28 protein-coding genes are annotated in these 25,812 nt (G+C 62.6%); 18 read left to right on the top strand and 10 right to left on the bottom strand.

Annotation, left to right across the window (positions count from 1 at the left end; genetic code table 11):
• Nucleotides 1-34 precede the first annotated feature (34 nt).
• Complete coding sequence (locus ACYJ11_RS11830; RefSeq protein WP_461647919.1) at nt 35-1,144, bottom strand: Gfo/Idh/MocA family protein; 1,110 nt, start codon at nt 1,142-1,144, stop codon at nt 35-37.
• Nucleotides 1,145-1,246: 102 nt separating this feature from the next.
• Here ACYJ11_RS11830 and ACYJ11_RS11825 point away from each other — a divergent pair, with 102 nt between their 5' ends.
• Complete coding sequence (locus ACYJ11_RS11825; RefSeq protein WP_170098089.1) at nt 1,247-1,627, top strand: CBS domain-containing protein; 381 nt, start codon at nt 1,247-1,249, stop codon at nt 1,625-1,627.
• 34 nt (nt 1,628-1,661) lie between these two features.
• On the opposite strand, the gene ACYJ11_RS11820 is transcribed toward ACYJ11_RS11825, so the two are convergent.
• Nucleotides 1,662-2,375 (bottom strand): TIGR00266 family protein, encoded by a 714-nt coding sequence (locus ACYJ11_RS11820; RefSeq protein ID WP_461647918.1) that lies wholly within the window; start codon nt 2,373-2,375, stop codon nt 1,662-1,664.
• Between the two features lie 94 nt (nt 2,376-2,469).
• Nucleotides 2,470-3,438 carry a sugar phosphate isomerase/epimerase family protein gene (locus ACYJ11_RS11815; RefSeq protein ID WP_461647917.1) on the bottom strand — a complete coding sequence of 323 codons (969 nt, stop codon included), beginning with the start codon at nt 3,436-3,438 and terminating at the stop codon, nt 2,470-2,472.
• A 144-nt stretch (nt 3,439-3,582) separates the two neighbouring features.
• Between ACYJ11_RS11815 and ACYJ11_RS11810 the strand changes: the two genes are divergently transcribed.
• The 12 genes from ACYJ11_RS11810 (at nt 3,583) to ACYJ11_RS11755 (ending at nt 11,991) form a co-directional block, all read left to right on the top strand.
• Nucleotides 3,583-4,455 carry a 3-hydroxyacyl-CoA dehydrogenase family protein gene (locus ACYJ11_RS11810; protein ID WP_461647916.1) on the top strand — a complete coding sequence of 291 codons (873 nt, stop codon included), beginning with the start codon at nt 3,583-3,585 and terminating at the stop codon, nt 4,453-4,455.
• The gene (locus ACYJ11_RS11805) at nt 4,452-5,051 is read left to right on the top strand and encodes a DUF2391 domain-containing protein (protein ID WP_461647915.1); all 600 of its coding nucleotides are present in this window, start codon (nt 4,452-4,454) and stop codon (nt 5,049-5,051) included. The genes ACYJ11_RS11810 and ACYJ11_RS11805 overlap by 4 nt, the downstream gene beginning before the upstream one ends.
• A gap of 72 nt (nt 5,052-5,123) precedes the next feature.
• Entirely contained in the window at nt 5,124-5,303 is a 180-nt protein-coding gene (locus ACYJ11_RS11800; protein WP_004516620.1) for an HVO_2753 family zinc finger protein, read from the top strand.
• A gap of 2 nt (nt 5,304-5,305) precedes the next feature.
• A complete protein-coding gene (locus tag ACYJ11_RS11795) occupies nt 5,306-5,572 on the top strand; it encodes an elongation factor 1-beta (protein ID WP_004593354.1) in 267 nt (88 codons plus the stop codon).
• Nucleotides 5,573-5,685: 113 nt separating this feature from the next.
• A complete protein-coding gene (locus ACYJ11_RS11790) occupies nt 5,686-5,976 on the top strand; it encodes a 50S ribosomal protein L21e (protein WP_005535295.1) in 291 nt (96 codons plus the stop codon).
• Complete coding sequence (locus tag ACYJ11_RS11785) at nt 5,973-6,329, top strand: RNA polymerase Rpb4 family protein (RefSeq protein WP_005535296.1); 357 nt, start codon at nt 5,973-5,975, stop codon at nt 6,327-6,329. The genes ACYJ11_RS11790 and ACYJ11_RS11785 overlap by 4 nt, the downstream gene beginning before the upstream one ends.
• A 175-nt stretch (nt 6,330-6,504) precedes the next feature.
• On the top strand, nt 6,505-7,077 hold the full coding sequence (locus ACYJ11_RS11780; RefSeq protein ID WP_188976249.1) for a DUF655 domain-containing protein: 573 nt from the start codon (nt 6,505-6,507) through the stop codon (nt 7,075-7,077).
• Nucleotides 7,078-7,158: 81 nt separating this feature from the next.
• Complete coding sequence (locus ACYJ11_RS11775; protein ID WP_461647914.1) at nt 7,159-8,016, top strand: 16S ribosomal RNA methyltransferase A; 858 nt, start codon at nt 7,159-7,161, stop codon at nt 8,014-8,016.
• A 1-nt stretch (nt 8,017) separates the two neighbouring features.
• Nucleotides 8,018-8,641, top strand: coding sequence for a HemK2/MTQ2 family protein methyltransferase (locus ACYJ11_RS11770; protein WP_461647913.1), 624 nt, complete (start codon nt 8,018-8,020; stop codon nt 8,639-8,641).
• A 62-nt stretch (nt 8,642-8,703) separates the two neighbouring features.
• Nucleotides 8,704-9,702, top strand: a complete 999-nt coding sequence (locus ACYJ11_RS11765) for a 5-methyltetrahydropteroyltriglutamate--homocysteine methyltransferase (RefSeq protein WP_461647912.1) — start codon at nt 8,704-8,706, stop codon at nt 9,700-9,702.
• 4 nt (nt 9,703-9,706) lie between these two features.
• On the top strand, nt 9,707-10,780 hold the full coding sequence (locus tag ACYJ11_RS11760) for a methionine synthase (RefSeq protein ID WP_188976241.1): 1,074 nt from the start codon (nt 9,707-9,709) through the stop codon (nt 10,778-10,780).
• Between the two features lie 698 nt (nt 10,781-11,478).
• Nucleotides 11,479-11,991: an HTH domain-containing protein gene (locus ACYJ11_RS11755; protein ID WP_005535309.1), complete on the top strand. Its 513-nt coding sequence runs from the start codon at nt 11,479-11,481 to the stop codon at nt 11,989-11,991.
• Here the strand turns inward: ACYJ11_RS11755 and ACYJ11_RS11750 are convergent.
• Genes ACYJ11_RS11750 through ACYJ11_RS11740 form a run of 3 tightly spaced genes read right to left on the bottom strand, consistent with a single transcriptional unit; the run spans nt 11,988 to nt 15,284 of the window.
• Complete coding sequence (locus ACYJ11_RS11750) at nt 11,988-13,121, bottom strand: ABC transporter permease (protein WP_461647911.1); 1,134 nt, start codon at nt 13,119-13,121, stop codon at nt 11,988-11,990. The genes ACYJ11_RS11755 and ACYJ11_RS11750 overlap by 4 nt on opposite strands.
• Nucleotides 13,111-13,794 (bottom strand): ABC transporter ATP-binding protein, encoded by a 684-nt coding sequence (locus ACYJ11_RS11745; RefSeq protein ID WP_461647910.1) that lies wholly within the window; start codon nt 13,792-13,794, stop codon nt 13,111-13,113. Before ACYJ11_RS11745 ends, ACYJ11_RS11750 begins: the two co-directional genes overlap by 11 nt.
• The gene (locus ACYJ11_RS11740) at nt 13,791-15,284 is read right to left on the bottom strand and encodes a COG1361 family protein (RefSeq protein WP_461647909.1); all 1,494 of its coding nucleotides are present in this window, start codon (nt 15,282-15,284) and stop codon (nt 13,791-13,793) included. The genes ACYJ11_RS11745 and ACYJ11_RS11740 overlap by 4 nt, the downstream gene beginning before the upstream one ends.
• Nucleotides 15,285-15,452: 168 nt before the next feature.
• Here ACYJ11_RS11740 and ACYJ11_RS11735 point away from each other — a divergent pair, with 168 nt between their 5' ends.
• Nucleotides 15,453-16,331 carry a carbohydrate kinase family protein gene (locus tag ACYJ11_RS11735; RefSeq protein WP_461647908.1) on the top strand — a complete coding sequence of 293 codons (879 nt, stop codon included), beginning with the start codon at nt 15,453-15,455 and terminating at the stop codon, nt 16,329-16,331.
• On the opposite strand, the gene ACYJ11_RS11730 is transcribed toward ACYJ11_RS11735, so the two are convergent.
• Both ACYJ11_RS11730 and ACYJ11_RS11725 read right to left on the bottom strand, forming a co-directional pair.
• Nucleotides 16,328-17,344 carry a phosphotransferase family protein gene (locus ACYJ11_RS11730; protein WP_188976231.1) on the bottom strand — a complete coding sequence of 339 codons (1,017 nt, stop codon included), beginning with the start codon at nt 17,342-17,344 and terminating at the stop codon, nt 16,328-16,330. The two genes, ACYJ11_RS11735 and ACYJ11_RS11730, sit on opposite strands and share 4 nt — an antisense overlap.
• A 96-nt stretch (nt 17,345-17,440) precedes the next feature.
• On the bottom strand, nt 17,441-18,628 hold the full coding sequence (locus tag ACYJ11_RS11725; RefSeq protein WP_461647907.1) for a sensor histidine kinase: 1,188 nt from the start codon (nt 18,626-18,628) through the stop codon (nt 17,441-17,443).
• Between the two features lie 123 nt (nt 18,629-18,751).
• On the opposite strand from ACYJ11_RS11725, the gene ACYJ11_RS11720 reads away from it, so the two are divergent.
• Nucleotides 18,752-19,909, top strand: coding sequence for a dihydropteroate synthase (locus ACYJ11_RS11720; protein ID WP_461647906.1), 1,158 nt, complete (start codon nt 18,752-18,754; stop codon nt 19,907-19,909).
• A gap of 135 nt (nt 19,910-20,044) precedes the next feature.
• On the opposite strand, the gene ACYJ11_RS11715 is transcribed toward ACYJ11_RS11720, so the two are convergent.
• Together ACYJ11_RS11715 and ACYJ11_RS11710 are read right to left on the bottom strand one after the other, a co-directional pair.
• Nucleotides 20,045-20,698, bottom strand: a complete 654-nt coding sequence (locus ACYJ11_RS11715) for an NAD-binding protein (protein WP_461647905.1) — start codon at nt 20,696-20,698, stop codon at nt 20,045-20,047.
• 3 nt (nt 20,699-20,701) lie between these two features.
• The gene (locus tag ACYJ11_RS11710; protein WP_461647904.1) at nt 20,702-22,156 is read right to left on the bottom strand and encodes an APC family permease; all 1,455 of its coding nucleotides are present in this window, start codon (nt 22,154-22,156) and stop codon (nt 20,702-20,704) included.
• A 212-nt stretch (nt 22,157-22,368) separates the two neighbouring features.
• Between ACYJ11_RS11710 and ACYJ11_RS11705 the strand changes: the two genes are divergently transcribed.
• The 3 genes from ACYJ11_RS11705 to ACYJ11_RS11695 all read left to right on the top strand — a co-directional run bounded on the left by ACYJ11_RS11705 (nt 22,369) and on the right by ACYJ11_RS11695 (nt 25,789).
• A complete protein-coding gene (locus ACYJ11_RS11705) occupies nt 22,369-23,022 on the top strand; it encodes a potassium channel family protein (protein WP_461647903.1) in 654 nt (217 codons plus the stop codon).
• Between the two features lie 101 nt (nt 23,023-23,123).
• Nucleotides 23,124-23,555 (top strand): universal stress protein, encoded by a 432-nt coding sequence (locus ACYJ11_RS11700; RefSeq protein ID WP_461647902.1) that lies wholly within the window; start codon nt 23,124-23,126, stop codon nt 23,553-23,555.
• A complete protein-coding gene (locus ACYJ11_RS11695; protein WP_461647901.1) occupies nt 23,552-25,789 on the top strand; it encodes an amino acid permease in 2,238 nt (745 codons plus the stop codon). Before ACYJ11_RS11700 ends, ACYJ11_RS11695 begins: the two co-directional genes overlap by 4 nt.
• The last annotated feature ends 23 nt before the right edge of the window (nt 25,790-25,812 follow it).

Here is a 25,812-nt window from a genome sequence, read left to right as displayed (position 1 = left end):
CCAGTAGCCGCCGAAAGGGGGTTTCGGTTCGGACCTACAGGCTGATCCACTCGCTGCGCTCGTCGCTGCGTTCGATAGCGTCAAGCACCCGCTGTGCGGCGAGTCCGTCGGCGAAGGACGGCTCCTGTTCGCCGCCGTCTGCTACGGCCGAGAGGAACTCGTAGTTCTCGTGGACGAACGTGTGCTCCCAGCCGATGACGTGGCCGGGGGGCCACCAGTGGTCGACGTAGGGGTCGTCTTCGTCGGTGATAAGCACCTGCTGGAAGCCGCGGTCACCCTCGGTGAGAACCTGCAGTTCGTTCAAGCGTTCGAGGTCGAACTTGATTGCGCCCTTCGATCCCTCGATCTCGATGGTGTGAGCGTTCTTGTGACCGTTGGCGACTCGTGATGCTTCGAGCGTCCCCATCGCACCGCTGTCGAACGCTATCTGGGCGCTGTAGGCGTCGTCGACGGTCACCGGACGTGTCTCGTCGCTCCCTTCTACAGGACGCTCCTCGGTGAACGTTCGGAGGTGGCCACTCACGTCGGTTATCTCGCCAGCGGCGTCGCCGAGCAGGAACCGGGCCAGGTCGACCGTGTGCGATCCGAGGTCCCCGAGTGCCCCGCTGCCGGCCATCTCCTCGTCGTTGCGCCAGGACCACGGCGCGTCGGGGTCGACCAGCCAGTCCTGAAGGTACTGCCCGCGGAAATGATGGATTTCCCCGAGCACGCCGTCGTCGATGAGTCCCTTCGCGTACTGGATGGCCGGAACAAACCGATAATTGAACGCAGCGCCCGCAGGGACATCGGCGTCGGCAGCGGCCTCGGCCATTTCCTCAGCCGTATCGAGCGTGGGCGCAAGCGGTTTCTCACAGAACGTCGGCGTGCCGGCCTCCAGCGCCGCGATGGACGGCTCGGCGTGGACGTGGTTCGGGCCGAGGTTGTAGAACACGTCCACCTCGTCGACGATAGCCCGCCAGTCCGTCGCTGTCCGGTCGAAGCCGAACTGGTCGGCTGCGTCTGCCAGCGCGTCCTCGTCGCGGCCGACGAGCACGTCCTTGTTGACGGCAGGCGCTTCGGGGAAGAACATGGGCAGGCGGTCCAGTGCATTCGCGTGAGCCTTGCCCATGAAGCGGTAGCCGAGCATGCCGATGTCGAGGGTCATACCCGGCTGTTCACTCGGGGCCGAGATAATGCTCATGGTGACGGCAGGAGAGCGGGCCGCCGCGAGGGAAAAGACGAAACCGGATGCGCGCGTTGCTCCTGCATGGCCACTGAAACGACCGTTCGTATCGAGGATATCATGTCGACGCCGTTAGAGACGATTTCTGCCGACGAAACCGTCAAAGCGGCCGCGACGCAGATGCAAGCGCAGAACATCAACGGCATCTTCGTGCCGGGGGCAGAGGCGGGCATCATCACCACCACCGACATCGTCGATGCCGTCGCGACCGGGAAGGACCTCTCGTCGGCGACCGTTGGCGACGTGATGACGGCTCCGGTCGAGCGGGTGACGACCTCGCTCGAACTGGGCGAAGCGGCAGCGATGATGACGACCTACGACATCAAGCACCTCCCAGTCATTGACGAACACCAGGATTACGTCGGGATGGTTTCGTCGACGGACATCACGCAAGCACTCTCCTGAACGCGGCTGTTCTTCGGCGGACTTCCGACGGGACTCAGATGAAGTCGTCTATACCGGTTGAGTTACCGCCGTTGTCACCTGTCCCGGGCAGCGCGTCCGCGATGGCCGAGGTGAACGAGGAGAGGCCACGTGTCTGGTACCAGACCGTCCCGGGGCCGGTGAAATCCATCACAAGGCCCTCACCGCTGAGGACCGTCGACTTCAGCCCCCCGACGCGGTGGGCGTCGAAGTTGACCGACCCCTCCCAGGCGACGACGTGGTCGTTGTCGATGGTGTAGGACTCGCCGGCGTCAAGTTCGACGGTCTCCAGCCCGCCGAAGGCCTCGATGAGGACGTTTCCGGTCCCTTTCAGCGCCAGCGGCGTGATGCTTGCGCCGGCCAGCATCGATTTGATACCACCGAACTCGGAGTCGATATCGATGTCTGGGTCGGCCGCGAGAAACGCGCCGTCGACGGCATACAGCGTCTCGCCCGTGAGTTCGTGGTGGTGGACGTCACCGGGCGTCGGCGGCGCGAGGGTAACGGTTCCGGAGCCGCCCTGGGCCGTGAACTCGTTTGCAAGCAGTGATTCACCGCCAAGCATCGACTTCGCGGAGCTGAGGAGGCCGTCCCGACTGGTCGTCGTCTCGATTTCGATAGTCGGCGAGTGGCTGACCATCGCGCCGGGTTCGGCGAGTATCGACTCGCCGCTGTCGAGGGTAGCGCGGACGTGCGTGTACGAGGGTTTGTGGGTGAGTTCGATGTCCATATCGTGTCACTGGATACGGGAATCCGGTCGTAACATCTCGTAGACACTATATAAGCGTATGTGCCCGAAAAAGCCGCATCGTTGGTTGTACCGGTCACTCAGCCCAGTAGGCGTCGCCGGGCTGGGTCTCGAAGACGGCGCGGTCGAGCACGTCGACTGCTTTCTCCAGCCCCTCACGCGCGCTGGTCAGCGAGTCCTCGTGTTCGATAGAGAGCGCGCCGTCGTAGCCGACCATCCGCAGCGTCGACACCACGTCTTTCCAGTGGGACTCGTCGTGGCCATAGCCGATTGAGCGGAACAGCCACGACCGGTCCGCTTCGTCTGTGTACGGCGCAGTGTCCAGCACGCCCTTCTCGCGGGCGTTCGACTCGTACACCTTCGTGTCTTTGGCGTGAAAGTGGTGGATGGCGTCGTGCTCGCCGAGCAGGCGGATCGCCTCGGTCACGTCGATGCCCTGCCAGTACAGATGTGACGGGTCGAAGTTCGCGCCGATGCGGTCGTTCGTCCGGCGGCGGAGTTCGAGCAGCCCGCGCGGTTCGTACACCAGCATGTTGGGGTGCATCTCGATGGCGACATCCACGTCATGTGCGGCCGCGTGAGCCGCGAGGTCCGACCAGTACTCGTCGGCGACGCGCCACTGGTATTCGTGGGCGTCGGCGTGTTCAGTCGGCCAGGGCGCAGTGATCCAGTTCGGGACCTCGTCGTCAGGGCCGCCGGCGGGAAGCCCCGAAAACCCCGTGACGGTGTTCACGTCGAGCTGGTCGGCCAACCGGATCGCTTCCCGGAGTTCACGGTCGGCCTCTGCGGCGCGTTCGTCGTCCGGGTGAAGCGGATTGTTGTGTGTCGCCAGCGCGCTCACCCGGAGGTCGTGTTCGTCTAAAAGCGCCTCAAGCTCAGCCTGTTTCTCCTCGTCGTCAAGATACTCCTGCCGGTCGAGGTGGTCGTCGCCGGGGAAGCCGCCACACCCCAGTTCGACCGCATCGACGCCTAGGTCGCTGAGATACGCCAGTGCCTCATCGAGTGACTGTCCGCCCAAAGGAACTGTCAGTACGCCGATATCCATACTCGGCGATACAGCCGGTGTCGAAAAAAGCGTACTGCCGCTGCTCCAGTTGCCCTATCCAGCCCACAAGCGGTTCGGCCCGGTGAGAAGACCGGGACAGGTCGCGGCGTAAAGGATTAACGCCGGGAGTGCGGTGGTACTGTCATGATTGTGGCCGTACTCGGGACCGGACAGCGGGGGCGGGATATCGCACAGCGATGTGTCCGTGCGGGCCACGAAGTGCGTCTTCGGGGAACGGATGCGTCAGACGTGATGGACCGGGTCGACGAGATCCACCACGCACTTGACGGGGATGTACCGGCCGATATCGACGGAACCACCGGGCTCGAAAGCGCCGTCAGCGGCAGCGATATCATCATCGACGCGACCGCTGGTGAGACGGACGGCCATCGAGAGGTAGTCGCCGAAACTGAGACGATGGTCAAGGGGGAGACGCTCATCGCTGTCAGCGACACGTCACTGTCGGTGACTGCCGTCGCGACTGGCCTCCGGAGCCCGGACCGCGCGGTCGGCCTCAACCTCGTTGATCCGCCGAACGGGGCTATCGTCGAGGTCGTCATCGCCGAGCAGACGACGGCAGCGACCCGTGACCGAGTCACGGACTTCGTGGAGAGTCTGGATGCGTCGCCAGTCGTCGTGCGCGACACGCCGGGGTTCGCCGCACTCCGCCTCGAACTCGCCACCATCGCCGAGGCGGTCCGGATGGTCGAGGACGGCGTCGCCGGGGTTCGTGATATCGACCGGACCTTCGAGCGCGGGGCGTCGGACCGCGACGGGCCGCTCGTCCGCGCCGACCGGCATGGGCTGGAAACAGTGCTAACAGCGCTCGAAGACCTCGCTGAGCGGCTCGACGAGCGGTTCGAACCCCCGGCGCTGCTCAGACAGAAGGTCGCAGACGGGCAACGCGGCGCAGTCACCGGCGAGGGGTTCTACGTCTGGGAGGACGGCGAGCCGACGACCGGTGCCGACCCGAACCCGGACGTACCGACGCGAGACAGCGACCCTGATCTCAGATGAGCCAGTCAAACCGCCCTCCGTCCGAACTAGACGCAGAGGACGACGAGTTCGCGAATCTATTCGACGAACTCCAAGAACTGGAACAACTCGTCGACTCAGAGGACGAGCGCCAGCAGGTCCGGGACGCGATGCGCGCGGCCGCAGACTCACAGGATCACGAGCCTGCGACCTTCGGCCGGGTCGTCTGGGGCTTCGGACGGTCCGATCTCGCGGAGGCGCTGCTCGGCTCGCTGTTGTTCGGGATTCCGATGGCCGTCGAGGGCGGGACGGTCGATGCCGGGCTACACATCGCTCAACACCCGCTGTATCTCGTCGCGACAGTCGCCATCGCCATCGCGTTGGTCATCTCGATTCTGTACGTCGCCGACTTTCAGGATGTTCGAGTGGCCAACCGGATACTGGGAATCGTGCCGCGGCGACTCGTCGGCGTCACCGGAACGGCGCTGGTCGTCTCCATCGCCCTGCTTACGGGCTGGGGGCTGGTTGAGTGGTCAACGGACCCCGCAGTCGTCTACGAATCGGCCTGCATCTGTGCCGTGGCGTTCGTTCCGATGGCGATCGGCGCTGCACTCGGGGACATTCTGCCCGGGAACTAGGGCCATGGCAGTCACTCGCGGTGACGGTCGCGTTTGGCAATCGTTAAAAGCCGCGGTCGGATACGGAGTGGTATGAGCGAGAGCCAACAGAAACAGGCGCGCAAGTGCGTCTCGTGTGGCATCAACATCGCCGGCACGAACGCCGCCGCGTTCAAGTGCCCGGACTGTGGCCAGCAGATCTACCGCTGTGCCACCTGCCGAAAGCAGAGCAACCTCTACAAATGCCCGGACTGCGGTTTCATGGGGCCATAACAATGGGGAAAGTAGCAGCCAAGATCAAGGTCATGCCGGAGAGTCCCGAAGTCGACCTCGACGACCTGCAGGAGCGTCTCGAGGGCGTGCTTCCCGAAGGAACGAAGATCAACGGGTTCGAGCGCGAGGACGTCGCCTTCGGCCTCGTCGCGCTGACGCCGACGGTCATCGTCCCTGACGACACTGGCGGCACGGAAGCCGTCGAAGAGGCCTTCGCGAACGTCGATGACGTCGAGTCGGTCTCCGTCGAGAGCACCGGTCGCCTGTAATCGACCCGTTGCTGTAGTTTTCTACTCGGCTCCGTAGCGACTGCCAGCACGTGGCCGGCGACGGCCGCGGAACGCACGTTTTATTAGGGCGACCGGATTAGCGGAGAGCAAGAATGCCTAGTTCAAACGGACCTCTCGAAGGAACACGAGACAAGCTCAAGAACAAGCCCCGCGACCGCGGCACCTCGCCGCCCCAGCGCGCCGTCGAAGAGTTCGACGACGGCGAGAAAGTCCACCTCAAGATCGACCCGTCCGTGCCGAACGGGCGCTTCCACCCGCGGTTCGACGGCCAGACCGGAACCGTCGAAGGGAAGCAGGGTGACGCGTACAAGGTCGATATCGTTGACGGTGGCAAAGAAAAGACCATCATCGTCACCGCTGCGCACCTGCGCCGGCAAGAATGACGATATTCAAAGAAAAAGTCAGTGAGGAGTTCCTGACGGTCGCGGAGACCAAGGAGATACTCGAAGACCTCGAGATGGAGCGGGCCGCCGAGGAGGACCGCGAGATGCGCTACGAGCTCAAGCGGGCCATCGAGCACGTCAACCGCTTTGCCCTCCTCGACCCCGAAGAGTCGCTCCAGCTGGTCGAAGACCTCGAAGAACTCGAGAAGGTCGACACGCCGACGGCCTACAAGATCGCGAACCTCCGGCCGCTGGACCGCGACGAGCTCCGGGCCGTGTTCGCACAGGAGCGGTACACGCTCGACGGTGACGAACTCGACGAGATAATCAACATCGTCAAGCAGTACGCGTAACGACGCCGTCAGTTCGGCTACCGCCGCTCTTTCTCTGATTTCCCCGGCGACCAGCAGCGTGATCAGTCGTCGTTTTCCGCCGCCGTTGAACCGAACACAAAGATAGCGACGGCGTCCCGTGAAGCGGTTCGGGGCATCCACCGGCATTAAGTGTGCTGTACTCGTACTGCCTGTCATGACTGAATCGGAGAGCGGCGGCGACACTATGATGGCGGCTGTCCTCGATGTCCTCCCGCACGGACGTCCCGGGGACGACCGGCCACAGCACCAGAAGGAGCCGCTCGCGTACGCGCTCGACGTTGATGAGTTTTATATTTACGAGTTGCAGCTCGATGACAAGGATGTCGATATCGCCTTCGGCGACCGCGTCGACCTGACGGAGTTCGGCCGTGTGGCGGAAGTCGAGTTCGAGGACATCCCGAGCGGTGCCCGCTCGGAACTCGACTACGCCGTCGAGGAAATCGTCGAAGCGAACGAACAACGCTTTGTCGACTTCTACAACGATGCCCAGCCGATCACGCTACGGCTCCACCAGCTGAATCTCCTGCCGGGCATCGGGAAGAAGCTCCGGAACACGATTCTCGACGAGCGAAAGCGAAAGCCCTTCGAAAGCTTCGAGGACCTCGAAGAGCGTGTCAGCGGCCTCCACAGCCCCAAGGAGACGCTCGTCGAGCGAATCCTCGAAGAGCTACAGGACGACGACCTGAAGTACCGGCTGTTCGTCCGGCGCGAGGAACAGTCCTCGTAACACTGTCGGCTACAAGCAGCTATCCCCACGGCCGTCAGTACAAGGCGACCCTTTTCTACCGCGACCCGTTACGGCTCGCTAATGACTACAACCGAAACAGGGACTCGGGACCCCGACGCGCTCGTCCGGCGGGCCGGCAAACGGGCCGATACCCGGCAGGACCAGCACTTCCTCGTCGACGACCGGGTCCTCGACCGAATTCCGGAGTACGCGACGGACGCGGGTATCGACCTCTCGCACGTACTGGAGATCGGCGCAGGCCCGGGCGCGCTGACGGACCGCCTGCTCGCGACGGCTGAGAAAGTGACCGCAGTTGAGCGCGACCCGGACTTCGCGGCACATCTCCGCGAGGAGTTCGCCGAGGAAGTCGCGGCGGACCGCCTCACTGTCGTCGAAGGTGACGCGCTCGAAGTCGACCTCCCAGAGTTCACCGCCAGCATCTCGAACCTGCCCTATGGCGCGTCCTCGGAGATCGCGTTTCGGTTGCTGCCGGAACAGCGCCCGCTCCTGTTGATGTTCCAGCAGGAGTTCGCCGAGCGAATGGCCGCCGAGCCGGCGACGGACGACTACGGGCGGCTCTCGGTCACGGCGGGCCACTACGCCGACGTGGAGGTCGTCGAGACGGTGCCGCCTGAGGCGTTCGACCCGCAACCGCGCGTGACGAGCGCGCTCGTCCGGACGACGCCGCGGAAACCCGACTACACTGTCCCCAGCGACGACTTCTTCATGGACTTCCTGAAGGCGGTGTTCACCCAGCGCCGGAAGACGATGCGCAACGCCGTCCGCAACACGGCCCACATCTCCGGGCTGGGCGACCCCGATGCGGTGGTCGAGGCTGCCGACGAGGACCTCATGAGCGCCCGCGCCGGGAAGCTCACACCAGCCGATTTCGCCACGTTGGCGACGGTCGCCTACGAGGTCGGGCAGCCGGAGGCTTGAGATGGGCGAAGAGACGCGCGACCGGGACGACGGAGACGGTGGCTCCGACGACCGACCCTCACTGGCCGACCAGCGGGGCGTGGCGTCGGTGTACCAGCCGGCGGAGGACTCGGACCTACTGGCACGCACGGCCCGAGAGCGAGTCGAGGCGGGCGATACCGTCCTTGATGTGGGGACAGGCTCCGGGTACGTCGCCGCGACGCTCGCCGACGCCGGGGCCCGGACGGTCGGCGTCGACGTGAGCCCGCTGGCCTGTCGAGAGGCCGCTGCCAACGGCGTCCCGGTCGTCCGCGGCGACCTCGTCGAGCCGTTCCGAGCGGATACGTTCGACCTCGTCGCGTTCAATCCGCCGTATTTGCCGACCCCACCCGAGCAGGAGTGGGACGACTGGATGGAACACGCGCTGTCGGGCGGTGACGACGGCCGTCGCCTCGTCGATCCGTTCCTCGAAACCGTCGAGCGCGTGCTGGCTCCGGGTGGCGAAGCGCTCATGCTTGTCAGTAGTCTCACGGACCCGGACGCAGTGCGGGCGTACGCGAGCGAACACGGCCTAGCGAGCGAGCAGCTTGCGAGCGAGAAGCACCCCTACGAAGCCCTCGTCGTCTTGCGGTTCTATCAAGACTAATTACTACTGGGCATTTTATTGAATAGGAAATATTAAAGCCCGTCATTTCCTACTGCAGGGCAATGACACAGGTAATCGCCACGACCCCTGGGCTCTTTCCGCTTCCGGATTGGGCCAAGGACGAACTGGCAGATCTGAAGGGCCATCAGAAGACCGACCTCATCTCGGGCGACGAGTCCGGCGAGGTCGTCGCGGCCTACGACGAGGCACGCGAGGAAGTCATCGCCGTCCAGCAGGACGCCGGGCTCGACCGCGTAGTCGAGGGCCAGCTCCGCTGGGACGACATGCTCGCGCACCCGCTCGCGGTTCACGACAGCGTGGAGACGAAAGGCATCGTCCGCTACTACGACAACAACAATTTCTACCGAGAGCCGGTCGTGCAGGGCGACCTGAGCGCTGACGGCGGCGACGTGGCTGCAGACCTCGGCGCGGCCGCCGAGCACGTCGACGACGGCCTTCAGGCCGTGCTCCCTGGCCCGTACTCGCTTGCGGACCTAGCGACCGACGAGCACTACGGCGACGACGCCGAGTTCCTCGACGCCATCGCCGACTTCCTCGTCGAGGAAGTGAAGTCCTTCCCGGATGTCGAGACGCTGTTCCTGCTTGAACCGTCGCTCGTCGAGAACACGCCCGCCGACGGCGAGGATGAACGCGCCGCCGAGGCAATCGATGCCATCGCCTCGGCCGCCGACGCCGAAGTCGTCGCCCACACGTACTGGGGCGCAATTGAGGAGAAAGCCTACGCACATCTGATGGACGCTGACGTGGATGCCATCGGCTTCGACCTCGTCGCGAACCACGACCAGACCGTCTACAACGTGCAGGAATACGGCACCAAGGACGACGTGGCGCTGGGCGTTGTCGACGGCCAGAACACGCTCGTCGAGTCGCCCGAGACGATTCGGGACCGCATCGACTGGTTCGAACAGCAGACTAACACTGCCTACGACACTGTCTACGCGACGGCGAACACGGAAACGTTCTATCTCCCGGTGAACAAGTTCGAAGACAAACTCGAAGCGCTCGCAAACGCCGCGGATCTGGAGACGGCGGAGGCATAAAACGATGACAGGACCACGAGACCAGTTCAAACCGGCGGACCACCCGAACGACCACTTCCTGCTGACGACCGTCGTCGGCTCCTACCCCAAGCCCAAGTGGCACGACCGTGCCCGAGAGCTGTTCGAGGACGAGGACGCCGACTTCGGCGAGGACGAATGGGAGGAATCGAAAGACGACGCCTCGCGGCTCATCACCCACGAGCACGAGCGGGCGGGCCTCGACGTTATCTGTGACGGCGAGATGAGACGCAACGAGATGGTGGAGTACTTCGCCCACCGCATCGACGGCTACGAGTTCAACGGCCGCGTGAAGGTGTGGGGCCACAACTACTTCGACAAGCCGAGCGTCGCCGACGAGGTCGAGTACGGCGAGCAGTGGCTCGTCGAGGAGTTCGAGTTCACCGACGAGGTCGCCGAGCGGCCGGTCAAGGTTCCGATTACGGGGCCCTACACGCTCGCCAACTGGTCGTTCAACGAAGTGTACGACAACGAAGAGCAGCTGGCCTACGAACTAGCAGACCTCGTCAACGAGGAAATCGAGGCGCTGGTCGAGGCCGGCGCTCGATACATCCAGATCGACGAGCCGGCACTGGCCACGACGCCGGACGACCACGCCATCGTCGGCGAGTGTCTGGAGCGCATCGTTGACGAGATCCCCGACGACGTGCGCCTCGGCCTGCACGTCTGTTACGGCGACTACTCGCGGATCTACCCCGAAATTCTGGACTACCCGGTCCACGAGTACGACCTGGAACTCGCCAACGGCGACTACGACCAGCTCGACGTGTTCAAAGAGCACGAGTTCACGAAGGACTTCGCCATGGGCGTGCTGGACGCACACACAGCTGAGGTCGAGTCCGTCGAGGAGATCAAGGAGAACATCAAGAAGGGACTGGAGGTCGTGCCCCCAGAGCGCCTCACCGTGTCGCCGGACTGCGGCGTGAAGCTTCTGCCCCGGGAGGTCGCCCGCGGGAAGATGGAGAACATGGTGCAGGCCGCTCGCGAAATCGAAGAAGAGCTGGACGCCGGCGAGATCGATATTGTGGCCAGTGGAACACAAGCGCACGCAGACGATTGAATCGACGAGAGGGGCCGGCCACGGGCGTTCAATCGTTTTTGTAGCAGACGAGTAGCGAGAACCCGAACACGCGGTGGGTTCTCGGATAGTCGAACAGGGAGTGTGTGGTACGCCACGGCTCGACCTTAGCCGGTGAAGTCGTGAACGGAGTCCCTCGCAAGCAGTGCGGCTGGAGGACTAGCGGGCGTCCGAACACAGCGTGGTACGACTGCCCGTGTTTTCGACGAGGGTTGGCTACGATTTCGGCAGCTATCGAATATCCTCGGGCGCGCCGCTCCCGGATCCGGCAAATGTCGCAGACAGGTACAGCGACCATACCGGGTGCGGGGTCAGGCAAGACCTGTGGAGTCTCTGGCTAGCAATATCTCGAACAGGTCGTCACGGGGCTGCCTGAGCACAAAAGCTCCCGACAAACAACTATTTGAATTCTTATAAATCTTCGAATCTACCGTCTAAACCTGAGTATATCCACCAATAGTTTGTTCGACAATCACCGAAACTAACATCGACCTAAGAGGAAAATAACTGTTGACGTACTAATAATATAAGGGGCTTCCGTATTCAGGTAAATACACCATATTATGCATATAGAGCCCCTCATACCGCAAATTCTAGAACTCAGTTTCATGTGGTGTGTTGGCGTGCATATCTAGGAAAGAGTTTTGAGGGTCTCTGGAGAAGCTAGCGATGAGAAAGCTATGACAGGGGACACACATCTTCGAGCGGAACTGTATCTTCGTGGAGATACCTACGGTACATTCGACGCACAACAGCAGGTACTCAATCGGGTGAAGCGACTGGAGGCCAACGGTGTGTTCAGCGAGTCGATGTTGGCCGGCGAGTGGCAGCGGATCAGAACGATGGCAGAGGACAAGCGGTCGGAAGCCATCCGGACCTATGAGGAGTTCAGAGACTGGGCAGGCCAGAACGACCACTCGCTCGAACCGGCGTTCGAACGGCGGAACCGAAGCTACGTCGGGATGGACCGCGTCGACGACGTGGTCGTGTTCCCGGTCGTCTCGCTGGCGATCTATGACGGCGACGACCTAGAGGGCGTGTTCCCGTGCTCGGACGAGGAACGGACCTACACCGTCGGCGACGCGCTGGAGGCCTTCGAGCGCGGCGACGAGGACTGGCTCGCACAGTTCGACTCCCTGTCGGTCGACCGAACCGACCCACTGCTGGAACCGGGTGTCGACGCGACGATTTAACCGCGCAGCGCGTCGACTGGTTCTTCGCTCGCTGCTTTCCAAGCCGGATACAGCCCGCTGACGATACTCGTCAGCACCCCAAAGGAAAACGCCGCGCCGACGTACCAGGCGTTTGGTAGCCTGAACACGGCCATCGCATCGCCGACGGCGTAGTGGTTTATCGCTAGCCCGGCACCGATACTCAGAATGACACCAGCGATGCCACCGAGGAACCCGAGTAGCGTCGCTTCCATCAACATCACTTTGAGGACATCCCGCTTCTGGTAACCGACCGCTCTGAGAACACCGATCTCCTCCCGGCGTTCGACGGTGGACATCAGCATGACGTTGAGGATCGAGATGCCAGCCACGAGCAGCGAAATCGATGCGATACCGGCGAGGACGGTGTTGATGATCTGGAACTGCTCCTCGATGGTGTCGACGAGCGAGCCCAGTTCCTGAACGAAAACCCGGTCCTCACGGTTGTTGAGTGAGTCGCGTATCCCCATCGCGGTTTCGTTAGCCTGCGTCCCAGTGGACTCCATAACGTACACCTCTGAGTAGCCACGCTGGTTGAACGAAGCCGCGGGCATGATGATTCGATTATCGGGGTTCGCCGAAGAGAACTGGTCGCCTTCTTCCAGCACAGCCCGGACACGGACGCTGGTCCCGTTGACAGTGATCTGACTCCCCGGATGCAGGTCACGTGCCTCTGCGATGGTTGATCCGACAAGTGCCCCCGACCGGAACGGCGATACCCGTCCCTCCTTTGCCTCGTACAACTCTTCCGGGTTCTCAACGCCGTATATCGTTTCCCTGACTTCGTCCTCACGGTTGTACGACACTGGCTCCACACGTGTCTTTACCGGCGAGACAGTTGCTGTCGCGCTCGCCTCTCTGCGAATCGTGCGGATATCTCGCTCGGTGAGTTCAGTGACGTTTTCGCCGGAGTTCGGGTACACGGTGAGCTGGTTTCCGACGTTGCCGAGGTTCTGGGTGAACGAGTACTGGAGCGCGACGCCGAACATCCCCAGCGAAGCGATAGCGACGACGCCGATGACGATACCTAGCGACGCCAGCAGCGACCGCATCTTCGTCCGCGTGAGGTTGCGCCGTGCCATCAACGCGGCCGGGAAGAACCTACCCGCCATTCTTTCGTTCCCTCCCAATGGTGCCGTCGACCAGATGGACGGTTCGGTCGACGTATTCGTTGACAAGGTCGTCGTGAGTGACGGCGACGATTGCCACGTCGTCCTCGTCGGCGATGCGGCGGAACTCGTCAAGGATCTGACGCCCAGTTTCGCTGTCGAGGTTGCCTGTCGGCTCGTCAGCGAGAACGACCTTCGGGCTGTTGATGAGCGAGCGTGCGATGGCGACGCGCTGCTTCTGGCCGCCGGAGAGTTCGTCGGGCTTGTGGTCCAGTCGCTCACCCAACCCAAGCCGCTCTAGAAGCGCTCTGGCCCGTTTTTTCACTTTCGGGTCGCTGTCCAACAACAGTGGTACTTCGACGTTCTCAACCGCGGTCAGCGTCGGCAGGAGATAGAAGTGCTGGAACACGAACCCGATCGTTTGCTTCCGGAGGCGCGTCCGCTTGCTGTCGCCGAGTCCGGTCACGTCCTGCCCCTCCAGCAGGACGGTCCCCTCCGTCGGCGTATCCAGCAGTCCAAGGATATTCAGCAAGGTCGTTTTGCCACTGCCGCTTGGCCCCATAATCGAGACGAACTCACCGGCTTCGAGGGCGAAGTCGATACCCGCCAGTGCATAGAGGGTCTGGCCACCGGTCCGGTAGCGCTTGACCAGTCCCTGTGCGTCGATGACCGTCATACCTCGATATCGTCGTCACTGCGGCGGTAGCGGCGCACGAGGACACCGACGACGACCAGTAGCGCCAGGCCACCGGCGACGAAGACCGGCAGCATGCTGTTCTGGTCACCGCCCTCACTGTCGCCATCCTGCTCCGGCTGTGATACCGAACCGCCCATCTGGTTGGTGTCGACGTCGAACGTCTGTCGCTTCCGCGTGTCGTCGACGATGTAGGTCACCTCCAGTGGTACCGACGTGGCGTTGCCCGTCGTCCGGGCGTACACGTTGAAGGAGACGAAGTCACTGGCCGGGACCGTGCCGACGAAGTAATCGCGGTTCGGGGTTGCTGGAGTGACGGTCTCTGTGTCGACGACGCTGACGAGGACGCTGTCCGCATCAGTCGACCCGACGTTGCTCGCACTCCCTGAAATCTGGAGGCGGCCGCCCTGCCGGATCACGTCCAGACCGGTGAGGTCTATCGTTCCTGGGACCGATCGGAGCGTCGTTTCGGTGGTCGTCTGCTCCGTTTCGGTTCCGAGTTCGTAGTCGGCAGTGACGGTAACGTCCGCACGGGGTTCGTCCATCGTAGCGTTCAGTCGCACCTGCCGGGTTGTGCTGGCGGAGATGTTCTCAAGCAGTACACGCTGGAACGACGCGTTCTCCGACGTTGCACTGACCATGACATCCGAGAGGGGAGCGTTGCCCCCGTTAGAGACGGCGACTCGCAGCGCGCGGTCGGTGCCGCTACCGACTGCAGTCGTATCGAGTTCCACGCTGTTCCGGAGCGGGTCCGACTCGATGTCTGTCGTCCGGGTCGTGCTGCGGGTGGTGTCTCCGTCAACTGTGTAGCTGATAGTTGCGGTCAACGAGTGTTCGCCGGCGGATGCAGGTCGGAACCGGAACGGGGCTGTAATCGACCCGTTCTGTGCGACGCTTGACCGAACCGTCCGGCTCTTTGTCATCTCGACGCCGTCGCCCTCGACGACGACTTCGACGTTCGTTATCTGGGTATCGAGTCCGTTTGCGACGGTGACCTCGCCGGTCGATTCAACGCCGGCGACGGAGTCGTTGGCCGTAATATCCACCTGTGGGTGACGCTCTTCGACGTTTAGCTTCACCGGGTATCTGAGCTCGACGTTCTCGCCCGTCCCGCGGTCACGACCGTACACAATGACGCGGAGGTCTCTAGTTCCAGCCGAATCAAACGAGGCAGTCAGGGGCACTTCCAACGTGCTGCCCGGGGAGATCGAACCGAGATTCGAGACGCGGTCGTACTCAGTGACACCGCGCCCACCCGATTTCCGGACCGCGATATCGTTGATTTCGAGTGGGGCGTCGCTATTCTCGAGGTTTCGCACCGTCGTCTCGAACGTGATGGTTTCGCCCGGTGCCGGCGTTGACGGCGACACATCAACGTTCGATATCGACGCGTTGACGCTCGCGCCGGCGACTGACAGCGGAAGCGAGCCGACGACGACTAAGCAAGCGAGTACAGCCACACCGTGACGCATCACGCAATCACCTCTGGCTGGAGTGATTGTCTGCCAGTCCAACAACTCATCGGGAGGATGCTATCGGGGACCGTTACCATGTGCAGCGGTCCGTTCCGGTCCATGTTAAATATGCTGCATAGACCGCAGTGGGAAACTGCTATGACAGCGCCCCTCCCAGCGGTGGATATGCGCGTCATCTGTGCCGGCCACGTCAACTGGGACGTGACGCTCCACGTCGACCACCTCCCGGAGCCCGACGGCGAGGGGCGTATCACCGACCGGTCACAGTCTAGCGGGGGGAGTGCATCGAACGCGGCCGTCGCACTGGCTGGGCTTGATGCGGAGCCGCTAGTCCTCGGTAGCGTCGGCCGGGACGACCACGGCACCATGGCTCGGCGCGAACTGGCGGCGGCTGGCGTCGAGACGCTACTGGTCGAGTCGGACGAACCGACAGCGGTGAAATATCTCATCGTGGACGAGAACGGCGATGTTGCAGTGCTTGGAAACGACGGGGCCAACGAGGCGTTCTGCGCGTCGGATCTCCCGGTCGAGACCCTGGCCGAGGCGGACCACCTCCATCTGACCGGGCAGGACCCCGCGACAGCTGCGACGCTCGCACGCGATGCCGCGACCGCGGATGTCCCAGTGAGCTTCGACCCCGGTCGCCGGCTCCCATACCGCGATTACTCGGCGGTACTCTCACACGCAGATATCCTGTTTTGCAACGACCGGGAAGCCGACCACGCCGCGGACAGCGGCCTTTTCGACAGAGTGCCGACAGTCGTCGTCAAACACGGGGACTGCGGCGCGACGGTACATATCGACAACCAGACGGTCACAAACGCCGGGTATCCCATAGAATCCGTAGACACTGCAGGGGCGGGTGATGCGTTCGCCGCCGGGTATCTACTCGCCAGTACACAGGGGACCGACCCGGAGCGTGCACTCGCAATCGCCAACGCCTGTGGCGCACTCGCGGCACAGTCACCCGGCGCACAGACGACGCTCGACTGGGAGTCAGTGTGGGAGCTTGTCGACGGCGAGCAATCGCCCGAAACGGCCTAATCCGCCTGTATCTCCTCGACGAGCCGCTCGAACTGCTGGCGGTATTGGGCCTCGGCACGAGCAGCGGCGAGGCCGGACTCATCGGCGAAGGCGGCCTCGAAGCCGGCCATCCGCCACAGGAGCGTCGAGAGCTGATAGAGTGGCCGTCGCTGCTCGTACCCCTCGTCGAACTCCATCGGGCGCATCTCCTGATAGCCCTCTCGGAACACTGTTCGGAGTGAGTCACGCAGTTCCGGATCTTGAAACGACGAGTCGATGAAGAGGAACTCGGTCTGTGCGAGGTTGTACTCCGGCAACGCCGCGAGCACGTCCTGCCAGTCGAGGACAGCCGTGATCGGCGCGTCCGCTGTCTGCTCGAACATCAGGTTCGCCGGCCTGAAATCGTCGTGTACCAGCCGGGGGACGCCGTCCTCGGGTACCATCTCCAGGGCCGGTTCGATACAGTCCCGTGCCCGATCCGTCATGTCCTCGAAGGGCGTCCCGTCGAGGTGAGAGAGGTGGGATCTGGTGAGACTCTCGAAGTACTCCCGCCAGTTGCCCATCCAGTCACTCACGATGATTCGGTCGTCGTGGAGCGTGAGTCGACCGAACGCCTCGAACCCGATCTCGGAATGCATGTCGCCGAGTATCCGACCGGACTGGGCTAGCACCCGCCGTCGGTCCTCGGTCGAAAGCCCGGCGAACTCTTCAGCCAGATTCTCGCCGTGGATGCGTTCGGTGACAAAATACGGCGGCACGTCGGCGTCGGGATCGTCTTCGTAGACGAGGATGCGTGGAACAGGGACGTCAGTCCGGCCGGCGACGAAGTCGTGGAGACAGGGTTCGACGGCGAACGGGACATCGCCCTGTGGCTTGAACTTCACGACCACCTCGTACGCCTCGTCGTTGTGGCGCAGCGTCACCATGTAGACATCACTCTGGTGGCCCCCACCCGGAGTCTCGAACTGGAAGCCCTCGTAATCCGGGCCTGACTCTTTCAGCACGGCTTCGATGTCCTGTTCCGGAGTCTGCACTGACGTACCATATAGTGGGCGAGCAAATAAATCTGTCAATCCCACCACGGACAGCACTGACACCCGATTCGGACGCTGTCAGTCGCCGTCTCCGCGCTACCAGGAGTGAAACGGTGAGACCGGTTTTGTCCCGTCGGACACTTCGAATCGTGCGCCGCCGGCCCTGCTTTCGGTCACCGAGATGTCCCAGCCGTGGGCGTCAGTGATCTGGGCAACGATAGACAGGCCCAGGCCGTTGTTACTGCCTGAGAAGGCGTCGACCGAGAGAACGTCGTTCAGTTTGTCGGACGGGATACCCGGTCCGTCGTCAGCGACGTAGAAGCCGGTCACGCGGCCCTCGACTCGCTCGTCCTCACTGTCTATCTCGGCTGTCCCGTCGTCGACGAGCGGACCGACCCAGACGGTCACGTCGTCGCCCGCGTGGTCCGCCGCGTTCCGAAAGAGGTTCTCGAACACCTGTTTGAGGCGGTTCTGGTCACCGAACACCGGGGCGGACCCTTCGATCTGCAACGTCGCGTCGTCCGTTCTGGCCATCTCCCATGTCTGTTCGACAATGGTCTCGAGCGAAATGGCGGTTCGGTCTTCGACCGCATACCCCTTCTTTGCGAGGGTCAGCAGGTCGTCGATGAGCGCTTCCATGCGAGCCACACCTTCCTCCGCATCTTCGAGATGGGACAGGTCGCCGGTCTCTCGCACGAGTTCGAGCCGCCCCTCGACAACGTGGAGCGGGTTTCTGAGATCGTGTGAGACGACGCCGATGAACTGTTCCATCCGGTCGCGCTGGATGCGGAGGTCGTGCTCGCGCTCGGCTTTCTGCAGTGCCGCCTGCACGTGCGTCGCATACATCCGGGCGAGTCGAACCGTTTCGCCGTCAAACGTAACGGGAGTAAGCGAGCCGATGTTGATAACGCCGTACTCGGCAAGCGGCAGGATGATCTCGCTGCTGACCGGCGAGTTCTCGTTGTACTGGCGCTGCTCGTCGTCGAGTTCGGAGTACGTCCGAACTTCGTCCTGCTCGAACGCCTCCCACGAGAGACTGTTGCCGGGTCTGTAGGTAACCGGCCAGTCGAATACCTCGTCCGCCCGCTCCGTCGACGCCGCCAACTGCAGTTCCGAAGCGTCGCTGTCATACAGCCACAGCGCTCCGAGTGGCACGTCGAACACAGACGAAATCCCCGACATTGCGATCTCGCAGATCTCACGTTCTGACCCCGCAGCCATCAACTGTTGTGTGGCAGTCTCGAACGAATCGAGATCGAATGAGACCGGTAACTCCCCACCCATCCCGTACAAATCATGCAACGCTGTATATAAAACTCAGTGTTTCTGTGTCAGTGATACGTTGCATGGCGTCACCGACCCGCCGATGTCGCGGGACCTTTGTATCCACAGTCCCCAGAAAGCGGTATGCGAACGGTCGAAATCGACGGCCTCCCGGTGGGTGATGGCCACCCGACACGCGTCATGAGCGTGCTGAATATGAGTTCGAACTCCGGCTACAAGCCGAGCGTGTATCTGGACCCCGCGGAAGCCGCCGAGGCTATCGAGGAGAACCTCGTCCCGGCCGGCGCGGACATCATCGACGTCGGCCTGCAGTCGGCCAACCCCAAGTACGAGTCCAAGCCAGTCGAGATGGAGAAAGAGCGACTCGAAGAGGTCGGCCCGCTCGTCGACGAACTCGATGCCGATGTACCGCTGTCACTCGAAACTCGCTACGCCGAAGTGGCCGAAGAAGCCATCGGCTACGGTTTCGACCTCATCAACGACGTGTGTGGGTTCGCCGACCCGGAGATGAAAGGTGTCGTCGAAGACCACGATATGCCGGTCGTCAAGATGGCCAGCCCGCCGGATCTGGCTCGCCCCGGTGCGCTGAAAACTATCGACGACATCTTCGAAGCGCTCCAGCGGGACGGGTTCACGGACAAGACCATCATCGATCCGGCCTTCGGCGGCTGGTACGACGGCAAGGAGTTCGAGGACAACTGGGAGATGTTCCGCCGGCTCCGAGAGTTCCGCGCCTTCGACCGGCCGATGCTCACCGCGACGAACCGCGAGGATTTCCTCGGCGATCTGGCCGACCAGCCCGAGACGGAGAACCAGCTCGCCGTGTCACTGGCCGCGGCGACGATGGAAGCGGAACGCGGCGCACACATCATCCGAACCCACGACACACAGGAAACCCACGATGTGGTCAAAGTGGCCGACGCGCTCGGCGACGAACGGACGACGCGACCAGAGACCGACCCCGGCCCCACCGTGGCAGAACTGACCGACGTGTCCCTGCGTGAGGTCGCGCGCCATCAGGCCCTCGGCGAGACGGTGGCCGGCGGCACCGACGACGGCGCGACGCTCACGTTCCTGCTCGGCGACCTGACCGACGACGCCCGCGCGAGCATTCGGGCCGTCGCCGAGGTGACCGACGTGGTAGTAGTCGAGAAAGACAGCGGCGGCCTCTACGTCGGCGGCTCCGCGGCTGCACTGAAAGTCGTCACCGACAGCCTCGCCGAGGACGGGCACCGGGAGCTTGCCGGCGAACTACGGACCTCGCTGTCACGCCGGGTGTAGGCGTCGCGGCTGGTCCGTACTGCAGCGATTAATTTTCACGCATCCCTGCGTCGCAATCCCGACAGACAGTGGCTGTGTGGGACCGCGTGAATCACGTGGAGAGTTCAGCGAAGGAACAGGGCTGACTGCGGGTCACTACCCGCGCATCAGATTCATGACCTCATCGACGACATCAGGTTCGACGGCGATAACGTAGCGGCTCCCCGGTGTTAGGGTCGTGTCGGCACGGGCGATCCGCTCACCGTTATCGTCGGAGACAACGAGGGCACCCTCGGGAAATCGGACCTCTGTGAGTGCTTTTCCGGCAGCCGGAGCGCCATCAGCGACGCGGACGAGCATGATATCGAGGGAGCCCGTCACGTCGGCAAGCGTCTCGACATCGCTCCCCAGGATTTCGTTTGCTGCCACCCTCGCACCGGCCCGTTCGGGAAAGACCACCGCATCGACAAATCGGGTGTACGCCTCACCGGCTGTGCGGTCGATACGCGCGATCGTTCGGATGTCGGGCGTCAGCTCCGCAGCAGCTAAACAGACCGCAAGGTTCAGCCCGGATTCACCCGTGAGCGCAGCAATTGCGTCCGCTCGCTCGATGCCTGTCTGTTCGATGATGTCCGGGTCCGTCGCGTCGCCCTGGATAACCGTCGCGACCCACTGATCGGCGATATCCGAAACTATCCGCTCGTCGCGTTCGATAATCGTCACATCGTGACCGCGGTCGGCGAGTATCTCGGCTGTCTGGAAACCGACGCGGCCACCGCCTGCGATGATAATGTCGAGTGTTCTGGTCATGAGTTAGTCTTCAGCCTCGGGTGTTATTTCGCTGACGGCAGTCGCTTGCTCGCGGTCCGATTGCTGTTTTATCCGTTTGAGGGCGAAGTACACGACCGCGCCGAGCAAGATCCATGCGACGCTGAGTGCCAGTGCCAGTGGATCCGTCCGGAGCAGGAACTCTATCAGCACCCCCGTCAGAATCAGATTGAGTGCGATACCGATTATCGGCGGTGCCGGGTAGAACGGCATCTCGTACGGCCGATTCATATTCGGCCGTTCCCGTCGGAGCCTGATGACCGCGACGTTGACAATAATAAACGAGAGCAGGAAAAACAAGCTCGACATATTGCCGGCGCTCTGTGTCGGCAGTGCGACTGAGCCAAGCATCACGATGGCACTGGTGAGGATGGCAACGAACGGCGTCCCGTAGCGGTGGTGTATCTGGCCAATCGAGGGGAGTAACTGCCCTTCGCGTCCCATCGAGAACGCGACGCGTGACGACGCGATAACGACGGCGTTGAGCGCAGTGAGCGTCGAGAACACAGCGCCAAAGACGATGAGCGCCCCACCGTTCTGGATGATCGGTAACCCGGTCGGCATGAACGAGGTCGCTGCCTCGGCGATACCAGCTTCGCCAGCATCGGCGAGCCCCTCGGCCCCGAGCGTCCCGATAGCGACCGTCACAACTGCCAGGTAGACGACGACAGTCACAGCGAGGCTAATGAAAATCGCTTTCGGGATGTTTTCTCGCGGGTTCTGTACTTCCTCAGTGACAGTGGTGATGAGGTCGTACCCTTCAAAGGCGATGAAGGTGAGCCCCATCGCTGGCAAGACGGCCGCCGCTCCACCACCCTCCGGGAACAGTGGCTGGAATTCGGCCCCGGAAAACATCGGTGACGTGAGTCCGAACGCAACGAACACGACCAGAATAGACACCTTGATGATAGTGAAAATCGTCTCGACGCTGCCGCTGGCAGCCGTCGAAACCGCGTTGAGCGCCACAAGTCCCAGCACCGCAACAAACGCCAACAAGAAGGCCGGTGGAAGTCCCGTTTCAATCACCGGAACTGCAACGGCGCCGATCTCGTCCGGTGACGGGACCACCCCGTAGACGTGCAACAGTTCGAGGAAGTTCGGCGCAAACCCTAGCGCGTACAGCGCCCCCGCAATCATGTAGGCGAACCAGAGCATCCAGCCCATGATGAACGAGGCGAAGTCGTCGAATATCTCCCGCACGAACGCGTAGCCACCGCCGCTCTTCGGAATCGAGGCGGCAAGCTCTGCGTAGGAAAGGCCTGTGAACGCCGTCACGACGCCGTTCAGCGCGAAGACGAGGATCGCGGCTGGCCCAGCGATTTCGGCGGCCAGCCCGGTTAACACGAAAATACCGGCCCCGATCATCGCACCCATCCCGATCATCGTCGCGTCAAGTAGCCCGAGTTCAGCCTCGGGCGACCGTGTCTGGCTCTTACTCATGCATCCTGTTTGTAACTGGCACGCCGTCCATCGTACGCTGTATGTACTCCGTTCGGTCCATTTGAGTACCGGGGTTAGTTCTTCTATTGTAAGAACTGTGAGGGGATTTGATAAAAGCTTCTGCCGACTGGCCCCTCAGTATGGTCGTCCATGTTCTCAGCCGGCTGGAACTGTCGGGGCATTGAAGATGGCACGTTCTCAACAGTACGCTAATGGCCCGGACAAAGCGATTCATCATCGCCGGCGGCGGGCGCGTCGGGAAACAGACCGCCGAGAACCTCGTCGATCAGGGTCACGACGTACTGCTGATCGAGTCCGACGAGGAGCGCGTCGAGGTGCTGTCAGATGCGTATATCGGGCCGGTCATCCACGGGGACGCCACGCGACCGTCGATTCTGCAACAGGCCGACTTGGCCGAGGCCGACGCTATCGCCGCACTCACTGACGAACCGGGCACGAACCTCGCCATCTGCATGGAGGCCCAACAGTACGCGCCCTCGATTCGAACCATCGCAAGAGCGGAGACGGAGGCGGATCACGAGTACGACGAAGTCGTCGACGCGACGCTGCTACCCGAGTATCTCGGCGGGGACCATGCGGCTGATATACTGACCGGTGAAGATATCCGGACGCTCGTCTATCCGACCGCAGACCTCGATATCATCAAGGTGACCGTCGCCCCGTCCGCTCCCGTGGCGGGGCGTCGTCTCGATGAAATCGCGCTTCCGTCCGGCAGTCTGCTGATCTCGACGGCGGACCGAACGGAACTCGCAGGAGCTGATACGGTTCTGGAGCCTGACGAGCAGTATATTCTCGCCGTCGAAACCGATGTCGTCGACGAAGTGTTGAATCTCATGCGCGGGTAGCAGACCGAATTGTCAGCCTGAGATCCACCGTCTCTTACTATTTATTCGTGTGCGAGAAAGCGGATACACACGCTTAACAGCGAGTGGCTTCACCCACCACTATGAGCAGTGAGCCCACGGATGAGGGTCTCCTCGGTCACGTACTTGTTCCTGTCGCTACTGAAGACGATGCGCTGGCGACAGCAAGAGCGCTTGAACCGTACGAGCCGAACAGCGTGACTGCCCTGCACGTCGTTGAAAAGGGCGGTGGTGTTCCGGACAAGACGCCGGTCGAACAGTCCGAGGAGTTGGCCGAAGAGGCGTACGCTGCCGTCCGGTCAGTGTTCCCCGACGCCAGCGACCACACCGCATACGGTCGAGATGTCGCGGCGAAAATATTCGAGGCCGCTGACGAAGTGGACGCCAGCGCCATTGCCTATCGGTCCCGTGGCGGGAACCGGCTCATGCAGTTTCTCTCCGGTGACATTTCCCTGAAGCTGGTGACAGATGCGGACCGCCCCGTCATCGCCCTCCCACGAGAGGATGGAACATGAGCGAGGAAGACCTTGCCAAAGACCTTGGACCGCTGGCGGCGCTGACCATCGGCGTTGGGACGATGATCGGCGCGGGCATCTTCGTCCTCCCGGGCGAAGCCATCCTCAAAGCCGGGTCGCTGGCGTCCGTGGCGTTCGTGCTGGGCGGCATCATCGCCATGTTCACAGCACTGTCGGCCAGCGAACTCGGCACGGCGATGCCTCGCTCCGGCGGGGCCTATTACTACGTCAATCACGCGCTCGGGCCGATGTTCGGCTCGGTCGCCGGCTGGGCCAACTGGCTCGGTCTGGCCTTCGCCAGCGCGTTCTACATGGTCGGATTCGGCCGATACATCGCCCGTATTTTCGGATTAGCCGGCAGTGTCGGCGTCGGCCCGATATCGATCAGTGTAGTAAAGCTAGTGGCACTAGCCGGCGGCGCGTTCTTCGTCTTTATCAACTACGTCGGCGCGAAAGAGACCGGGCGGCTTCAGAATATCATCGTGGTCTTGCTTATCGGTATTCTCACCGTATTCACACTTCTCGGAACGCTCCGGGCCGAGCCGTCGAACCTGCCGGCCGCTACTGACGTGGTGACCACGCTGGAGACCACGGGACTCATCTTCGTCTCCTATCTCGGCTTCGTCCAGATTACGAGCGTGGCCGAGGAGATCAAAGATCCTGGAAAGAACCTTCCGCGGGCAGTCATCGGCAGCGTCGTCATCGTGACCGTCATCTACGCGCTCGTCCTCGTGATTATGAGCGCAGCCGTCCCGCAGGGGTTCATCGCGGATATCATCAGTTCCGACGCCGAAAACCCGATCGCTGTCGTCGAGGTCGGGAGCTACATTCAGGGGGCCGTAATGGGCGGTGCGCTCCTGTTCGGCGGCTTGCTCGCCACTGCGTCCAGCGCGAACGCCTCTATCCTCGCGTCCTCGCGTATCAACTTCGCTATGGGGCGTGACCGGATCGTCACGCCGGCTCTCAACGAGATACACCCCCGCTACGGGACGCCATACAGAGCGATCGGCATCACCGGCGGCCTGATTCTCCTGTTTATCATTATCGGGGATCTCACGCTCCTCTCGGGCGCTGCGTCGGGCCTGCATCTCATCATCTACGGATTGCTCAACGTCGCACTCATCGTCATGCGGTACGTGAATCCGGAGGAGTACGCGCCGGACTTCGTGGTGCCGCTGTATCCCCTCCTGCCGATTCTCGGCGTCGTGCTCTCCTTCGCGCTGCTGGTGTTCGTCGCCACCGACGCGCTGTTGCTCTCTTTCGGTATCGCCGCCGCCGCGATACTGTGGTACGGATTCTACGCTCGTTCGCGCACGGAAAAACAGGGGATTCTGTCGAAACACATCATCTCGCGGTCCGACGAAATGCCGGACGCAGCCGTCAGCGCGGCCGCCGGCGTCCAGCCCGACGGCGGGCAGTACCGCGTGATGGTCCCACTAGCGAATCCGGCACATGAGCAGGAACTCATCACGCTCGCCAGCGCCATCGCCAAACAGCGCGGCGGGACCGTGATCGCGACCCACGTCGTCACCGTCCCCGACCAGACGGCGCTTTCGGCTGCCGCCGATCGATCCGATGAGATAGACAAGAGCTCACAGAAACTGCTCGATAGCGCCCGCGAGGACGCCGAGACGTTCGGCGTTGATGTCGAGACACACACTATCCTCTCGCACAAATCTTACGAGGCTATTTTCGACGCTGCTCGGACACACACAGCGGACCTCGTCGTGATGGGGTGGGGGCCGGACGCACACGGCTCGCCGGGGCGGGCGGAGTCGGCCATGGACGAACTCACAGAGACAGTCCCCTGTGACTTCCTCGTCCTCCAAGACCGCGGGTTCGACCCCTCGCGTATCCTGCTTCCGACGGCCGGTGGGCCGGACTCCGAGCTGTCGGCCGCCATCGCGAAACTGTTGCGGTCCGAATACGACTCCGAAGTGACGCTGCTCAACGTCGACGATGACCGCGAGGCAGGCGAGCGATTCCTCCAAGAATGGGCGATAGAACAGGGACTGGAGGACGCAGAGATCCTTGTCAAGTCCGGCGATGTCGAGACTGCGATCCAGAACGCCGCCACCGACGCGACGCTCCTCCTCATCGGCGCGACCGAGGAGGGTCTGCTTCGGCGGCTCGTCTCCAAATCGCTCGTGCTGGACGTTGTCGACGATGTGGAGTGTTCGGTCCTGCTGGCGGAGAAACGCCGCGACCGTGGCCTGCTTGAGCGACTGCTTTGAGTAGCTAGTCCGTCTTCCCTGAG

The organism is Haloarcula sp. H-GB5, assembly GCF_054850705.1.
The sequence above is the reverse complement of the archived record's forward strand: the minus strand, read 5'-3'. Positions and strand labels throughout refer to the sequence as shown.

Excerpts from the sequence above, each read along its gene's own strand:
- ACYJ11_RS11830 (WP_461647919.1), bottom strand. The coding sequence starts at position 1,144 with ATGACCCTCGACATCGGCATGCTCGGCTACCGCTTCATGGGCAAGGCT.
- ACYJ11_RS11825 (WP_170098089.1), top strand. The coding sequence starts at position 1,247 with ATGGCCACTGAAACGACCGTTCGTATCGAGGATATCATGTCGACGCCG.
- ACYJ11_RS11820 (WP_461647918.1), bottom strand. The coding sequence starts at position 2,375 with ATGGACATCGAACTCACCCACAAACCCTCGTACACGCACGTCCGCGCT.
- ACYJ11_RS11815 (WP_461647917.1), bottom strand. The coding sequence starts at position 3,438 with ATGGATATCGGCGTACTGACAGTTCCTTTGGGCGGACAGTCACTCGAT.
- ACYJ11_RS11810 (WP_461647916.1), top strand. The coding sequence starts at position 3,583 with ATGATTGTGGCCGTACTCGGGACCGGACAGCGGGGGCGGGATATCGCA.
- ACYJ11_RS11805 (WP_461647915.1), top strand. The coding sequence starts at position 4,452 with ATGAGCCAGTCAAACCGCCCTCCGTCCGAACTAGACGCAGAGGACGAC.
- ACYJ11_RS11800 (WP_004516620.1), top strand. The coding sequence starts at position 5,124 with ATGAGCGAGAGCCAACAGAAACAGGCGCGCAAGTGCGTCTCGTGTGGC.
- ACYJ11_RS11795 (WP_004593354.1), top strand. The coding sequence starts at position 5,306 with ATGGGGAAAGTAGCAGCCAAGATCAAGGTCATGCCGGAGAGTCCCGAA.
- ACYJ11_RS11790 (WP_005535295.1), top strand. The coding sequence starts at position 5,686 with ATGCCTAGTTCAAACGGACCTCTCGAAGGAACACGAGACAAGCTCAAG.
- ACYJ11_RS11785 (WP_005535296.1), top strand. The coding sequence starts at position 5,973 with ATGACGATATTCAAAGAAAAAGTCAGTGAGGAGTTCCTGACGGTCGCG.
- ACYJ11_RS11780 (WP_188976249.1), top strand. The coding sequence starts at position 6,505 with ATGACTGAATCGGAGAGCGGCGGCGACACTATGATGGCGGCTGTCCTC.
- ACYJ11_RS11775 (WP_461647914.1), top strand. The coding sequence starts at position 7,159 with ATGACTACAACCGAAACAGGGACTCGGGACCCCGACGCGCTCGTCCGG.
- ACYJ11_RS11770 (WP_461647913.1), top strand. The coding sequence starts at position 8,018 with ATGGGCGAAGAGACGCGCGACCGGGACGACGGAGACGGTGGCTCCGAC.
- ACYJ11_RS11765 (WP_461647912.1), top strand. The coding sequence starts at position 8,704 with ATGACACAGGTAATCGCCACGACCCCTGGGCTCTTTCCGCTTCCGGAT.
- ACYJ11_RS11760 (WP_188976241.1), top strand. The coding sequence starts at position 9,707 with ATGACAGGACCACGAGACCAGTTCAAACCGGCGGACCACCCGAACGAC.
- ACYJ11_RS11755 (WP_005535309.1), top strand. The coding sequence starts at position 11,479 with ATGACAGGGGACACACATCTTCGAGCGGAACTGTATCTTCGTGGAGAT.
- ACYJ11_RS11750 (WP_461647911.1), bottom strand. The coding sequence starts at position 13,121 with ATGGCGGGTAGGTTCTTCCCGGCCGCGTTGATGGCACGGCGCAACCTC.
- ACYJ11_RS11745 (WP_461647910.1), bottom strand. The coding sequence starts at position 13,794 with ATGACGGTCATCGACGCACAGGGACTGGTCAAGCGCTACCGGACCGGT.
- ACYJ11_RS11740 (WP_461647909.1), bottom strand. The coding sequence starts at position 15,284 with ATGCGTCACGGTGTGGCTGTACTCGCTTGCTTAGTCGTCGTCGGCTCG.
- ACYJ11_RS11735 (WP_461647908.1), top strand. The coding sequence starts at position 15,453 with ATGCGCGTCATCTGTGCCGGCCACGTCAACTGGGACGTGACGCTCCAC.
- ACYJ11_RS11725 (WP_461647907.1), bottom strand. The coding sequence starts at position 18,628 with ATGGGTGGGGAGTTACCGGTCTCATTCGATCTCGATTCGTTCGAGACT.
- ACYJ11_RS11720 (WP_461647906.1), top strand. The coding sequence starts at position 18,752 with ATGCGAACGGTCGAAATCGACGGCCTCCCGGTGGGTGATGGCCACCCG.
- ACYJ11_RS11715 (WP_461647905.1), bottom strand. The coding sequence starts at position 20,698 with ATGACCAGAACACTCGACATTATCATCGCAGGCGGTGGCCGCGTCGGT.
- ACYJ11_RS11710 (WP_461647904.1), bottom strand. The coding sequence starts at position 22,156 with ATGAGTAAGAGCCAGACACGGTCGCCCGAGGCTGAACTCGGGCTACTT.
- ACYJ11_RS11705 (WP_461647903.1), top strand. The coding sequence starts at position 22,369 with ATGGCCCGGACAAAGCGATTCATCATCGCCGGCGGCGGGCGCGTCGGG.
- ACYJ11_RS11700 (WP_461647902.1), top strand. The coding sequence starts at position 23,124 with ATGAGCAGTGAGCCCACGGATGAGGGTCTCCTCGGTCACGTACTTGTT.
- ACYJ11_RS11695 (WP_461647901.1), top strand. The coding sequence starts at position 23,552 with ATGAGCGAGGAAGACCTTGCCAAAGACCTTGGACCGCTGGCGGCGCTG.